13 protein-coding genes are annotated in these 12,692 nt (G+C 62.9%); 3 read left to right on the top strand and 10 right to left on the bottom strand.

Translation table 11 applies throughout. From position 1 onward, the window contains the following. Window positions 1–187: 187 nt before the first annotated feature. A complete protein-coding gene (locus tag MLD63_RS11285; protein WP_255330022.1) occupies window positions 188–1,336 on the top strand; it encodes an alpha-hydroxy acid oxidase in 1,149 nt (382 codons plus the stop codon). 270 nt (window positions 1,337–1,606) lie between these two features. Here MLD63_RS11285 and MLD63_RS11280 read toward each other — a convergent pair whose 3' ends face one another. Both MLD63_RS11280 and MLD63_RS11275 read right to left on the bottom strand, forming a co-directional pair. Then, window positions 1,607–1,759 (bottom strand): hypothetical protein, encoded by a 153-nt coding sequence (locus tag MLD63_RS11280; RefSeq protein WP_255330021.1) that lies wholly within the window; start codon window positions 1,757–1,759, stop codon window positions 1,607–1,609. After that, a complete protein-coding gene (locus MLD63_RS11275; RefSeq protein WP_255330020.1) occupies window positions 1,732–2,067 on the bottom strand; it encodes an Arm DNA-binding domain-containing protein in 336 nt (111 codons plus the stop codon). Before MLD63_RS11275 ends, MLD63_RS11280 begins: the two co-directional genes overlap by 28 nt. A gap of 325 nt (window positions 2,068–2,392) precedes the next feature. On the opposite strand from MLD63_RS11275, the gene MLD63_RS11270 reads away from it, so the two are divergent. Together MLD63_RS11270 and MLD63_RS11265 are read left to right on the top strand one after the other, a co-directional pair. After that, window positions 2,393–3,991: an IS66 family transposase gene (locus tag MLD63_RS11270; protein ID WP_255330019.1), complete on the top strand. Its 1,599-nt coding sequence runs from the start codon at window positions 2,393–2,395 to the stop codon at window positions 3,989–3,991. Between the two features lie 32 nt (window positions 3,992–4,023). After that, entirely contained in the window at window positions 4,024–4,677 is a 654-nt protein-coding gene (locus MLD63_RS11265) for a TetR/AcrR family transcriptional regulator (RefSeq protein WP_255330018.1), read from the top strand. Here MLD63_RS11265 and MLD63_RS11260 read toward each other — a convergent pair. Genes MLD63_RS11260 through trbE form a run of 8 tightly spaced genes read right to left on the bottom strand, consistent with a single transcriptional unit; the run spans window position 4,672 to window position 12,684 of the window. Then, window positions 4,672–4,893: a DUF2274 domain-containing protein gene (locus MLD63_RS11260; protein ID WP_069708696.1), complete on the bottom strand. Its 222-nt coding sequence runs from the start codon at window positions 4,891–4,893 to the stop codon at window positions 4,672–4,674. The two genes, MLD63_RS11265 and MLD63_RS11260, sit on opposite strands and share 6 nt — an antisense overlap. A 2-nt stretch (window positions 4,894–4,895) precedes the next feature. Beyond that, window positions 4,896–6,029, bottom strand: a complete 1,134-nt coding sequence (locus tag MLD63_RS11255) for a TraB/TrbI/VirB10 family type IV secretion system protein (RefSeq protein WP_255330017.1) — start codon at window positions 6,027–6,029, stop codon at window positions 4,896–4,898. Beyond that, on the bottom strand, window positions 6,026–7,039 hold the full coding sequence (trbG, locus tag MLD63_RS11250) for a P-type conjugative transfer protein TrbG (protein WP_255330016.1): 1,014 nt from the start codon (window positions 7,037–7,039) through the stop codon (window positions 6,026–6,028). Before trbG ends, MLD63_RS11255 begins: the two co-directional genes overlap by 4 nt. Further along, window positions 7,036–7,725, bottom strand: coding sequence for a conjugal transfer protein TrbF (gene trbF / locus MLD63_RS11245; RefSeq protein ID WP_255330015.1), 690 nt, complete (start codon window positions 7,723–7,725; stop codon window positions 7,036–7,038). The genes trbG and trbF overlap by 4 nt, the downstream gene beginning before the upstream one ends. Continuing rightward, entirely contained in the window at window positions 7,722–9,083 is a 1,362-nt protein-coding gene (gene trbL, locus MLD63_RS11240; RefSeq protein ID WP_255330014.1) for a P-type conjugative transfer protein TrbL, read from the bottom strand. Before trbL ends, trbF begins: the two co-directional genes overlap by 4 nt. 3 nt (window positions 9,084–9,086) lie before the next feature. Next, window positions 9,087–9,374 (bottom strand): putative entry exclusion protein TrbK-alt, encoded by a 288-nt coding sequence (gene trbK-alt / locus MLD63_RS11235; protein WP_255330013.1) that lies wholly within the window; start codon window positions 9,372–9,374, stop codon window positions 9,087–9,089. Window positions 9,375–9,394: 20 nt separating this feature from the next. After that, window positions 9,395–10,180 (bottom strand): P-type conjugative transfer protein TrbJ, encoded by a 786-nt coding sequence (gene trbJ, locus MLD63_RS11230; RefSeq protein WP_255330012.1) that lies wholly within the window; start codon window positions 10,178–10,180, stop codon window positions 9,395–9,397. Next, window positions 10,177–12,684 carry a conjugal transfer protein TrbE gene (gene trbE / locus MLD63_RS11225; RefSeq protein WP_255330011.1) on the bottom strand — a complete coding sequence of 836 codons (2,508 nt, stop codon included), beginning with the start codon at window positions 12,682–12,684 and terminating at the stop codon, window positions 10,177–10,179. The genes trbJ and trbE overlap by 4 nt, the downstream gene beginning before the upstream one ends. Window positions 12,685–12,692 lie beyond the last annotated feature (8 nt).

Genomic DNA, 12,692 nt, shown 5'->3' with positions numbered 1-12,692 from the left:
CTTGCCGCCCAACTGGCGCAGATGACCCGCCAGATTGGCTCTACGAATTAGGGCGTTACCGGGATCGATCCTAAGCACGATATCGTGAAGGTTATCGCGCTGCGATCGGCGCAGCGTTGCGGAGATAAGCCAGAGGTTCTGGCGAGAAGGTCGTTATCGTTCTAGAGAATGCGAAGAGGAAGTTACGATGAGGTTAAAGGACTGTCATAATTTTCAAGATTTTCGGCAACTGGCCAAGCAAAGACTACCAGCCCCGATTTTTCATTATATCGATGGTGCCGCTGACGATGAGCTAACCTATCGCAGGAATACCCAGGCCTTCGAGAGTTGTGATCTGGTGCCGAACATTCTGGCGGGTGTCGAACAAGTCGACATGAGCGTCAAAGTGATGGGGCAGAAACTCGCTATGCCATTCTATTGCGCGCCTACGGCGCTGCAAAGGTTATTTCATCATGAGGGAGAGCGCGCAGTCGCCCGAGCGGCATCCAGGCTTGGTACGATGTTCGGCGTATCCTCACTCGCCACCGTCGCCGTGGAGGAGATCGCCGAACTCGCACCTGGCCCGAAGATGTTCCAGTTCTACTTTCACAAGGATCGTGGGCTCAATGATGCGCTGCTTGAACGTGCCCGTGAGGCGAATTTCAACGTCTTGGCGTTGACCGTCGACACAATCACTGGCGGCAATCGCGAACGTGATCTGCGCACGGGCTTCACGTCACCGCCTAAACTTACCCCTTTATCGCTCCTGAGTTTTGCTACGCATCCAGTTTGGGCGTGGAATTTCCTAACAAAGGAGAAGTTCGACATGCCACATCTTTCGGGGCATGTTACAGCGGGCACTAATATAGCGGTATCAGTAGGCGATTATTTCTCGACGATGCTGGACCAGTCGATGAGCTGGAAGGACGCCGAGAAGCTCTGCGCACAATGGAATGGCCAGTTTGCGTTGAAAGGCATCATGAGCGTCGAGGACGCGAAGCGGGCCGTTGACATCGGCTGCACCGGAATCATGGTTTCCAATCACGGTGGGCGACAACTCGACGGCTCACGCAGCCCGTTCGACCAACTGGCCGAGATCTGCGACGCAGTCGGTGACAGGATAGATGTGATTTGCGAAGGGGGCATCCAACGAGGAACCCACGTCTTGAAGGCGCTGTCCGTCGGAGCCAAGGCCTGTTCTGGCGGTCGGCTCTATCTCTATGCACTTGCAGCAGCAGGGGAGGCGGGGGTTGAGCGAGCCTTGGGTAATATCAAAGTCGAAATTGAACGCGATATGAAGTTGATGGGGGTGACCAGAATCGACCAGTTGACTCGAGAGAATCTGCGCTTTCGCTAAGGCCTTTAAATGTGACATATGAAAGCAAGCAAAATCAATGCCTCTGCTTTGCCCTTACATATAATATTTTGCCTTTAAATCGGGTCATTCTCAATCTGTGTAGCAGAACTATCCTGGGATCTGACAGATCGGGGGATTTGGTTGTGGTTTCGAAGAAGCATTGGGCGCTGTCCGATAAGGTGCGTAAGCGCGACGCCGACCACCTCCTGCCCCTGCTGATCTGAGCCAGCCATACTTCGCACACACGTGGTCAGGGCAATCGCATTTGGCTCATTCCGCCGCCAACCCGGGCAGACTCGTCCAGACCGGCTGGACCAGTTTGCGCAGCATGGAAATCTGGTCGGTGCGGTTGGTCGGTGCCAGATTTGGCGTGTGGGTTTCGATGTAGCGGTCGATCAGATCGGGGATGCGGGGGGCCGCCATCCCGGCTTCCCGCTCGCCCAACGGGTCACCGCCATCGTCAATGATGCGGCGCAGTGCCTTGGCTTGTTCGCGCGCCGCCGTGACTTGGCTTGTTCGCGCGCCGCCGTGACCGTCCATTCCGGCCACCTGCCGATGGTGAAGCGTCGCTGGCGTCCTTTGACGCGATAATCCAGCGCAAAATGCCGACTGCCAGACGAAAAGATGCGCAGCGAAAACCCCCGCACGTCTTCATCGAAAACCTGATAAATGCCCGCGCGCGGCTCGACGGCCCTGACCAGTTTCTCGGTAAGTTTTTCTCGTTGCGCCATGATCGACCACCTCTTTGTTGACGTGCCACAGGCGTGATCCGCGCTGCAGTTCAACTCAAACATCGAACGAAGGGGTGGCAGGGTGGCATAAAGCGGCAAATGGAAACGCGGGCTCGTGCCGGTCTCTATTTGTTCTGCAGTTGTCGGCGGAGGTTCTAAGCCCATTGATTTCGTCAGTTACCTTACGCTAGTCCGGCCTGAACAAGTAACAGGAGCAAAATCCCGGGCAGAGCGAATTTGCGATGCGTTTCTGGTGGTGCGGCGGATTGGCTCGGGCTGCCCGGAAGGGGTTCCCGAAGTGGCGGGTTTCTGACTCAATCGCGCAATGCGCAAGCCGCCCTCTCATGCCCTCGATGACCTGTCGATCAGCGACCTCAGGGAACTGGTGCTGGAACTGCTGGGCGAGGTGGCAGCGCTGAAGCAGATTGTCGCCGACCAACGCGACGAGATCGCGCGGCTGAAGGGCGGTTCTGGTCGGCCGAGTGTCAAGCCCAGCAAGCCGAGCGGCATGGAGCAGGCGAGCGAACGCAAGGCGTCATCGGACGTCGGCAAACGCCGCGGGCGCGGCAAGAAGAAGCTGTCGCGGGTCTCGGTCGAGGATCGGGTTGTGAAGGCCGAGGTTCCGGCGGGCTCCCGCTTCAAGGGTTACGAAAACTTCGTCGTCCAGGATCTGATCATTCAGCCGGCGGCGGTCAGGTTTCGGCGCGAGCGCTGGGTTACGCCCGATGGCCGAACCGTCGTGGCGCCGCTGCCGGATGGCATCGACACCCATTTCGGGCCGCAGCTGCGCCGTTTCGTGCTGTCCCAGTACCATCAGGGTCAGGTCACCGTGGCGCGGCTGGTCACGCTGCTCGATGCGATCGGCATCGAGATCTCCAAGCGCCAGGTGGTGCGGCTGCTGATCGACGGCCAGCAGCGTTTCGTTGCGGAGGCGCGCGAGATATTGCGCACCGGCCTGGAAACGGCGGCCTGGCTGACGGTCGACGATACCGGTGCGCGCCACAAGGCGGTGAACGGCTCCTGCACCCAGATCGGCAATGACCGCTTCGCATGGTTTGGCACGACCGGCTCGAAGAGTCGGCTCAACTTCCTGGAACTGCTTCGCGTCGGCCATGGCGATTACGCAATCAATGCCGAGGCGCTCGCCTACATGCGCGGCCGTGCGCTCAGCGGCCCGGTGATCCGGCTGCTGGCTGAAGCGGGCGACAAGCATTTCTGCGATCACGCCGCTTGGCAGGCGCATCTCGACCGGCTCGGCATCAGCGTGCTGAAGGCCAGTCCCGATCCGGTCACGGTCGCCACCGAGGGCGCGCTATGGGGCAGCATCAAGGCGCACGGCCTGCTCCCCGACACGGTGATCGTCAGCGACGATGCCGGTCAGTTCAACGTCGGCCAGCACGGTCTGTGCTGGATCCATGCCGAGCGGCTGGTGCACAGGCTCGACACCTTCACCGAGCAGAACCGCGCCATCCAGCAGCGACAGCGCAGCCTGATCTGGCGCTTCTACGACGCCCTCAAGGCCTATCGCCGCGATCCCGGCCCCAAACGCAGAGCCGCCTTGCGGGCCCGCTTCGACCGGATCTTCCGACGCTGCACCGGCTTTGTCACCCTTGACAGGCTTCTGGCCCGGCTCCACGCCAACAAAGCCGATTTGCTGATGGTGCTCGACCGCCCGGAGATCCCGCTCCACACCAACGGCTCCGAAAACGACATCCGCGCCGTTGTCACCAAGCGCAAGATCTCCGGCGGCACCCGCAGCGATGCCGGCCGTCATTGCCGTGACACGTTCCTGTCGCTGATGAAGACCTGCGCCAAGCTCGGCGTCTCGTTCTGGGACTATCTCGGCGATCGCCTGGGCATCATTGGCGGCCAAGCCGTGCCCTCTCTTCCGCAGCTCGTCAGAACGCGCTGCGCGACACCCTGACAGATCGCCGCCCGCCAAAGCCCGCCGTTAGATTGCAATACCGCCCGGGGTTTTGCTCCTGTTACCCTCGGAAGGAGCAAGAACTTGATATTGCTCGTCGCGCGGTCGACGAAACCATCCGGCTGCTAGCGGAGCGCGGCGACCTCGACGTACCGCTGACTGCGGTTGCGCATGCCATAGGCTGCACCGCGCCAGCGCTTTACGGCCACTTTCACGACAAGAGCGCCTTACTGCGCGCCGTTCGGGGCGAGGGTTTCAACCGGCTCTACAAAGAAAAGCTGGCCGTCTTCGAGCGGATGCGCGGTGACCCATTCGGCTATTTGCGCGATGGCAGCTATGCCTATGTCCGCTTTGCCCTGGAAAACCCCACGCTATATCGGCTGATGTTCACACCGCAGCCAAGGCTCGGTGTCAGCGATGATCCATGGTCGAGCGAAGCTGGAAGTCAGATACTGAAACTATTGCTCACGGGACTTCGTCGCTCTCAGGACAAAGGCTTTTTGCCTGGCATCGACCTCGGTCGCTACAGCTTCATGTTCTGGTCAACGGTACACGGCGCGGTGAGTCTCACCCTTCAGAACCGGGAAATGGATCAGTCCGCCAAATGGGACGCGGCGCGAGATGCCGTCGACACACTCATGGAGATCATCGCGGCAACTTGCCCTGACAGTATCAGCGCCTCATGAGCGGGCTCTTCTGGCGCTGGCAAAGCCCCGATCCGTGGCGATAAACCGCTCCAGCATCGGCACGATCAGCCTGACGGGATCGGTGGCGGGTTGCCCGGTTTCTCGGGCCAGCACCTCGGCATAGGCAACGAGATCACGATGGAGCGGCCCCGGCAACTCCAGCGTGAGTTTGACGGGCTTGTCCTCAATGATGGGTCCAAGTTTCAGTTTTGCCATGGTCAGTTCCTGTAGGGTTCGAGCACAAGATCGCGGGTGACGATGACCCTGACCGGGAAGCCCGGCCGGATGGTCAGCGTCGGCGCAACCTGCAACTGGCGCTGGACGATCTGTTGTCCGGCCTGGTTGATCGTGTCTTGCGCCCCGTCGCGGATGGCGCGGATCAGCCGGTCGTCGTCATCGGTCGCCAGCTCGGAGCCAATGCCGAGCAGCGTGGACAGCCCCGCCGCCTTCATCAGATCCCACCAGTGATAATCGACGCCATCCTCAAGCCCGGCATAGCCGGAAGCGTCTGCGCCCGGTTGACGCTCCAGCACGATGGAGCGGCCATTGGGCAGGATCAGACGGTTCCAGACCAGCAGCACGCGGCGCTGTCCGAAGGTGACGCCCGCATCATACTGGCCGATGATGCGCGTGCCCTGCGGGATCAGGAGCAGCGAGCCGGTCGGGCTGTCATAGACATTCTCCGTGACCTGCGCTGTGATTTGCCCCGGCAGATCGGAGCGGATGCCGGTAATCATCGCCGCCGGAATCACGGCTCCGGCCTGAAGAATGTAAGGCGACGCAGGCGCCATGATGCGACCCAAGGCAACGGTCTGGCGATCCACAGGGCCATTCAGGAAAGCTGTGTGCCTGTCCTGCGTCGCGGGCTGACCGCCTAGGTCAAGTCCCGCGAGGCCAGGCATTGCAGAGCCTGGTGTCGCGGCCGTTCTCTGCCCTGACTGGAAGAAGACCGTGCTCAGACGCGCGGCTTCCTCTTCAGCGAGGCGCCGCTCTTCAGCAGGGTCGCGGGCGGGCGTCGCCATAGCGGGCGGTGCGACGGGCTGCCCCCTGTTTTGGGCATCGAGGATGGGACCGCCGAGATCACCGGGCAATGCCGGTCCCAAGACCGGGCCAGTGTAATCGCGCGGTAGGCCGGACAGGCCATCGGCAGTGGGGCGGTTCTCGGTCGAATAGAGTTCTTCGCCGCCGCCGCTCAGATCACGGGTCTGGAGTGCATAGATCAGCGCCCCACCGATCCCGAGCAAAGCGACGGCCCCGACGCCGGCGAGCGTCTTGCGCGACAGGCGGGTGACACGTGGCGGTTCCGCACGCAGGCGCATCGGCGCGGCATTCGTGGTGGTCTCCTCGCTCATGACGGCGCCCCCCCGCTATTCGCGGGCTGGGCCGCCTGTCTTTGTTCGATGCGAACGATCCTGACGGTCTGCTGACGATCGCTACTGCCCAGGCGCAGCTCGGCCGCACCGAACAGGCGATCCACGATCAGGATGTTCTGGTGGATACGGGAATTGACGATCTGAGGCTCGCCATCGGATCCCAGAACGAAGATCGGCGGCATCTCGCCCTGGACGATGCCGCGCGGGAAGACGACATAGATGCGGCGGCCATCGTCGAAGACGGAGATGGGCCGCCACGGCGGGCTATCGCCGCTCAGGCCGTAGCGATAGTTGCGCGCTGCCTCGGCCGGGATGATCGGTGCTGCCGGAACAGTCTGGCGCTGACTTGCCGGGGGTGCCGGATAAGCCCAGGCAACGGACGGCATATAGAGCGCCTCGCGGGCGCGCAGTTCGATCATGTAAGTGCGCCGGTCGGTCGTGACGACGAGATTGGTCGAGATGTCCTGCCGGGATGGCTTGACGAGGATGTGGACGCGGCGGTTCACGCCGCTGCCACTTTCGGTATCCCCGATAATCCAGCGAGCAGTATCGCCCGCCGCGATCGGCCCCGCGCCGGTCAGGCTTTCGCCCGGCTCCAGCGCGATATTGGTGATCTGCCCCGGCGCGGCATAGACCTGATAAAGTGCGCCTTCCGACCAAGGGTAGATCTGGAGGGCATTATAGTAGCCTTCGCGACGCGGCTCGACGCGAGCGGCGGCATTCGCGTTCTCGACGCGGCCTGCCGGCGTGCCTGCTGCGGTTCCGCCGCGCGCGACGGTCCAGGCCGGCGGTGTGTGCAATGGCCGGGGCCGGTCATCGGTGGTGGCAGCCTGCACGGTCGGCAGCGCAGGAACTTCGGCATCGTAGCTGAACTGCGGCGTGCGGTTGGTGGCGCAGCCCGCCAGCATGGTGGCCGAGAGCAGCAAAGCCGCAAAGACAGGTTTACGGAAAACCGGGAAACCGGAATTGCGGAGAAACGTGCGGGTCATTGGCTCATCTCCCGCGACCATGAGATTGCATTGACGTAGATGCCGAGCGGATTGGCGCGCAGAGGCTCGGCATCGCGCGGCGTCTGGACCACGATGGTCAGGATCGCGGTCCAGCGCTCGGTCGTGGAAAGCTGCCCGTTCTCGTAATGGCGCTCGGTCCAGGCGGCGCGGAAACTGTCGTCCGAGGCCCGGATGACGCTGGAGACTTCGACCGCTACAGCCACGCGGCCCACCTTCGTGAACGGGTCGTTGGCGCGGGCATAGTCGTTGAGCGCGGCGGCGCCCCGGTCCGTGGTGAACTCATAGGCGCGCAGCCAGTTCTGACGCACGATGATGGCATCGGCCGGGATCGAGCGCGTCTGCTCGATGAAGCGGCCCAGATGGAAAGCGATCTGCGGATCGGTCGGCCGGTAATCGGCCGTCGCAGCGGCAACGGTCTGCGCCTGGCCGAGATTATCAACCTGCACCACCCAGGGCACGACAGTCCCGCGTGCCGATTGCCAGACAAGCGCGGAAGCGAAGCCTGCAGAGAGGATCAGCGAGCCGAAGGCCATGTAGCGCCAGTTCTTCGCCTGCACGCGCGCCGAGCCGATGCGCTCGTCCCAGACTTGCGCGGCCTTCTGGTAAGGCGTCTCGGGTTCGAGCGATTTGCCGTAATGGGTCGATGGGCGTCTGAAGATGTTCATGAGCGGTCACTTTCGGACATGTTGACAGAAGAGCCGCCACCGTGACTGTCTCCGGAGCGGACGGCATGGGCGGCCATGGTGGTGCCGTGATTGAGGGCCTGACGGCGGTGCATCTGCTGCGCCCATGCAGGCGGGCCGCCCGCCGGAGCGGGAGGCGCTGCGGAAGCGGCGGCACTCGCACCGCCAATACATCCCTGCGTGGACGATCCTCCGGTGACGCCGAGCCCGGCGCGGGCACCATCGGTGAAGCTGCCTTTGACGTTCTCTGTTGCTTTCGAGGCGGCACGCTTCAGCGGCGACACGGCGGCGGACCCTGCGGCACGAGCGACACCGCCCAGACCCGAAGCGACACCGGCCGCGCCGGACTGGCCGAGTGATCCGACACTATAGGCGGCGCTCGCAGCACCTGCAGCGGCAGCACCGCCACGGACAGCAGTGGCACCACCGGAGAGTGCCGCAGCTCCCCCCTTCGCGGCCATACCTGCGGCAGCGCCACCGGCGAGCACCATGCCGCCAGCGGCAAGGCCGGTTCCGACGGCAGCACCTGCACCAAGCTGCGGCCCGCCGGAAACAAGGCCGGAGGCGATGCCGGGGCCGAAAATGCCGAGGCCGAGAAGAGAAAGTGCTGCCAGCACGATGGCCATGGCGTCGTCGATGGTTGGTGTCGCGCCGCCAAAACCTGCCGTGAACTGCGAAAACAGCGTCGAGCCGATGCCGATGATAACAGCGAGCACCAGAACCTTAATGCCGGAGGAGACGACGTTGCCCAGCACGCGCTCGGCCATGAAGGCGGTCTTGCCGAAGAGGCCGAAGGGGATGAGGACGAAGCCCGCGAGCGTGGTCAGCTTGAACTCGATCAGGGTAACGAAGAGCTGCACGGCGAGGATGAAGAAGGCGAGCAGCACCAACACCCAGGCGAACATCAGGCAGGCAATCTGGATGAAGTTCTCGAAAAACGACCAGTAGCCCATCATGTCGGAGATGGATTCGAGCAGCGGGCGACCGGCATCGAGGCCGGTCTGCGCCACCTTGCCGGGTCGCAGCAGATCGGCGGTGGAAAAGCCGGTCCCCGATCCCTTCAGGCCGAGACCGGCGAAGCTGTCGAAGATGATCTGCGCGAGATTGTTCCAGTTGCCGATCAGATACGCGAAGACACCGACGAACAGCGTCTTCTTGACCAGCCGGGCGATAATGTCGTCATCGGCGCCCCAGGACCAGAAGAGCGCTGCCAGCGTCACGTCGATAACGATCAGGGTAGTGGCGATGAAAGCAACTTCACCGCCGAGCAGGCCGAAACCGCTGTCGATATAGATGGTGAATACGCCCAGGAAATTGTCGATGACGCCGGTGCCGCCCATGGTTCACTGCCCCCCGTTCTGATGCGGGGCGGCGGGCACCGGCGTCCGGCCGAGGAACCGATCGCGGTTTTCGGCCCAGGTGGCGAGGCAAGCGGGATCGTTCACGGCAGCCTCACCAAGCTGCTGGCAGCGGCGCAGGCTCTGGCGCAGCGGATCGACAGAAGGTTGAAGCGCGGGAGCCGGACGGGTTTGCGTCGGTTCGTGCTCGCGGATCGTCTCGATCACCGTGGCGGTAATCGCGATGGCGACGAATATGATCGCACCGATCCGGGCCAGCATCTTGCCGTCCATGTCGCGCGCCTCCTGTCCGGTCAGTTGTTGCCGTTGCCGAACATCCGGGCATTGCCGGGCTGGTAGGCCGATCCCGGTGTCAGAAAGCGTTCACGCTGGATGCGGCCCTGTTCGGCGGCGGTCGCACGTTCAGCCTCGATCAGCGCTTCCGAACGACCATTGGCCGACATCAGCGCGACTAGGTCGGAAAGCTGCTGTGATTGCAGGGCGAGAAGCTGATTGCCCGCCTGTGTGGCCTGCAATGCACCCGAGGCGTTCTGGCTCTGACCGACAAGGGCAGACATCTCGGTGCGGTTGGCGTCGATGTTGCCGACGACACCGGCCTGCACGCGCATGGCGTCCTGCAAGCCGCCGACCGTGTTCTGCCAGCGGGACCGCGCATCGGCGACGAGCTGGGTATCGGTAGCGGACAGGGAGATACTGCCGTATTTCTGCTGGAACGCCTGATTGATGTTCTGGACGTCGAAGGCGATGTTCTGCGCCTGGCTCAGAAGCTGTTGCGTGCGCTGGACATTCTGCTGAAGCTGCTGGAGCGAGCTATACGGCAGGCTCGCCAGATTGCGGGCCTGATTGATAAGCATGGTCGCCTCATTCTGGAGGCTCTGAATCTGGTTGTTGATCTGCTCCAGCGTGCGCGCGGCCGTGAGGACGTTTTCGGCGTAATTGGAGGGATCGAAGACGATGCGGCCGAAGCCGAATTGCGCATGAGCCGGACTCGCCAGCATCGGCGAAAGCGCGACGGGCACGGCGAGCACGACAGCCAGTACGGAAGTACCGACGAGACGGCGAACAGGAATACGGATCATAGCAGGATCTCCTCTTCATGGGGGTGGTCTGGCTGGGAATGATCTGGCGCGGCCGGAACTGTGGGTTCGGTCGGCTCAGTGAGATTGGTGAGGTTCGGGATCAGCTCTGCGGCCCAATCGGCGCCGCGATGGCGCAGCCAGGCGGCAAGGAAGCCGTTACGCCCATGCTCGGCCATGATGTTTGCAATCAGGGTCTGGTCTGACTTGGCGGAAGCGGCGCAGAGCGCGAGGCCGACCTCGCTGAGACCCAGCTCGAACAGCCGATTGCCGCGCCGCGACTGGCAGTAATAATCCCGCTTGGGCATCGCCCGAGCGAGGATTTCGATCTGCCGATCATTGAGGCCGAAGCGGCGATAGATGGCGGTGATCTGGGGCTCAATGGCGCGCTCGTTCGGGAGAAGCAGCCGTGTCGGGCAGCTTTCGATGATGGCGGGCGCGATGTTGCTGCCGTCGATGTCCGAGAGCGATTGCGTGGCGAAGATGACGGAAGCGTTCTTCTTCCTGAGCGTCTTCAGCCATTCACGGAGTTGGCCGGCGAAGCCTTCATCATCCAGCGCCAGCCAGCCTTCATCGATGATGAGCAGCGTTGGGCGCCCGTCGAGCCGGTCGCCGATGCGGTGGAACAGATACGCCAGCACCGCAGGCGCAGCACCAGTGCCGACCAGTCCCTCGATCTCAAAGGCTTGCACATCGGCATGACCGAGATGTTCGGCTTCGGCGTCGAGCAACCGGCCATAGGCGCCGCCAACACAGTAAGGGCGCAACGCCTGCTTGAGATCATTGGACTGGAGCAGAACTGCAAGGCCGGTGATGGTGCGCTCGCCCACCGGTGCGGAAGCGAGCGAGTTCAGTGCTGTCCAGATATGTTCCTTGACGTCGGGCGTGAGTGTAATGCCTTCACGCATGAGGATTGCGCCGATCCAGTCGGCGGCCCAGGCACGCTCATAGGTGTCGTCGATGCGCGCCAGCGGTTGGAGCGAGACGGACGCCTCGTCTCCTTCCGTCAGCCCGCCGCCAAGGTCATGCCAATCGCCGCTCATGGCGAGCGATGCAGCCCGGATGCTGCCACCGAAATCGAAGGCGAAGATCTGGGAGCGCTTATAGCGGCGGAACTGCAGCGCCATCAACGCCAGCAGCACAGATTTTCCCGCGCCGGTCGGGCCAATGACGAGGGTATGGCCGACATCGCCGATGTGAAGGGAAAGCCGGAACGGCGTCGAACCCTCGGTCTTGCCGTAAAGCAAGGGGGGCGCTTCGAGATGTTCGTTCCGTTCCGGCCCCGCCCACACGGCCGATAGCGGGATCATGTGGGCAAGGTTGAGCGTCGAGACGGGCGGCTGCCGGACATTGGCATAGGCATGTCCGGGCAAGGAACCGAGCCAGGCATCGACGGCATTGACTGTTTCCGGCATGGCCGTGAAATCGCGGCCTTGGATGATTTTTTCGACCAGCCGCAGCTTCTCGTCGGCGATGCGCGGGTCGGCATCCCAGACGGTGACGGTCGCAGTCACATAGGCCATACCGGCCATGTCGGCGCCAAGTTCCTGCAGGGCCATGTCGGCGTCGAGCGCCTTGTTCGACGCATCCGCGTCCACCAACGCCGATTGCTCGTTGGTCATCACCTCTTTCAGGATCGCGGCGATGGATTTGCGCTTGGCGAACCATTGGCGACGGATCTTGGTCAGCAGCTTCGTGGCGTCCGTCTTGTCCATCAGGATCGCGCGGGTGGACCAGCGGTAAGGAAAGGCCAGCCGGTTCATCTCGCCGAGCAGGCCGGGCGTCGTCGCGGTCGGGAAGCCTGTGATGGTCAGGATACGCAGATGCGACAAGCCCAGGTGCGGCTCCAGCCCGCCGGTCAGCGGCTGATCGGCCAGCAGCGCGTCGAGGTGCATCGGTACCTCCGGCACGCGCACGCGGTGGCGGTTCGTGGAAATGGTCGAATGGAGATAGGTCAGCGTCGCCGCGTCATCGATCCAGTGGCATTCGGGCATGAAGCCATCGAGCAGTGCCAGCACGCGGTCGGTGCGGTCGATGAAGCCGCGCATCACCTCCCATGGATTGACGCCGGATTGCTCGCGGCCCTCATAGAGCCAGGTCTCGGCGCGGGCGGCATCCTCGGCAGGCGGCAACCAGAGAACGGTTAGGAAATAGCCGGACACGAAATGCATACCGGCTTCCTCAAAGGAGGCCCTGCGTTCGGCATCGACCAGCGCGGAAGCCGCATCGGGAAACTTGCTGTCAGGATAGGTCGCGGCTTCGGAACGCTGCGCCTCGACGAAGATCGACCAGCCAGAGCCAAGGCGGCGCACGGCATTGTTGATCCGACCAGCGACTGCGACCAGTTCGGCCGCGACGGCGGAATCCAGGTCCGGCCCCCGGAATTTGGCGGTGCGCTGAAAACTGCCGTCCTTGTTCAGCACAACACCGGAACCGACCAGAGCGGCCCAGGGCAGGAAATCCGCGAGACGGGTGGCGGTGCGTCGATATTCGGTGAGGTTCATCATGGCTGCGC

It is taken from the genome of Paracoccus albicereus, from assembly GCF_024359525.1.
Classification (GTDB): Bacteria; Pseudomonadota; Alphaproteobacteria; order Rhodobacterales; family Rhodobacteraceae; genus Paracoccus; species Paracoccus albicereus.
The sequence above is the reverse complement of the archived record's forward strand: the minus strand, read 5'-3'. Positions and strand labels throughout refer to the sequence as shown.

Excerpts from the sequence above, each read along its gene's own strand:
- MLD63_RS11285 (WP_255330022.1), top strand. The coding sequence starts at position 188 with ATGAGGTTAAAGGACTGTCATAATTTTCAAGATTTTCGGCAACTGGCC.
- MLD63_RS11280 (WP_255330021.1), bottom strand. The coding sequence starts at position 1,759 with ATGGCGGCCCCCCGCATCCCCGATCTGATCGACCGCTACATCGAAACC.
- MLD63_RS11275 (WP_255330020.1), bottom strand. The coding sequence starts at position 2,067 with ATGGCGCAACGAGAAAAACTTACCGAGAAACTGGTCAGGGCCGTCGAG.
- MLD63_RS11270 (WP_255330019.1), top strand. The coding sequence starts at position 2,393 with ATGCGCAAGCCGCCCTCTCATGCCCTCGATGACCTGTCGATCAGCGAC.
- MLD63_RS11260 (WP_069708696.1), bottom strand. The coding sequence starts at position 4,893 with ATGGCAAAACTGAAACTTGGACCCATCATTGAGGACAAGCCCGTCAAA.
- MLD63_RS11255 (WP_255330017.1), bottom strand. The coding sequence starts at position 6,029 with ATGAGCGAGGAGACCACCACGAATGCCGCGCCGATGCGCCTGCGTGCG.
- trbG (WP_255330016.1), bottom strand. The coding sequence starts at position 7,039 with ATGACCCGCACGTTTCTCCGCAATTCCGGTTTCCCGGTTTTCCGTAAA.
- trbF (WP_255330015.1), bottom strand. The coding sequence starts at position 7,725 with ATGAACATCTTCAGACGCCCATCGACCCATTACGGCAAATCGCTCGAA.
- trbL (WP_255330014.1), bottom strand. The coding sequence starts at position 9,083 with ATGGGCGGCACCGGCGTCATCGACAATTTCCTGGGCGTATTCACCATC.
- trbK-alt (WP_255330013.1), bottom strand. The coding sequence starts at position 9,374 with ATGGACGGCAAGATGCTGGCCCGGATCGGTGCGATCATATTCGTCGCC.
- trbJ (WP_255330012.1), bottom strand. The coding sequence starts at position 10,180 with ATGATCCGTATTCCTGTTCGCCGTCTCGTCGGTACTTCCGTACTGGCT.
- trbE (WP_255330011.1), bottom strand. The coding sequence starts at position 12,684 with ATGATGAACCTCACCGAATATCGACGCACCGCCACCCGTCTCGCGGAT.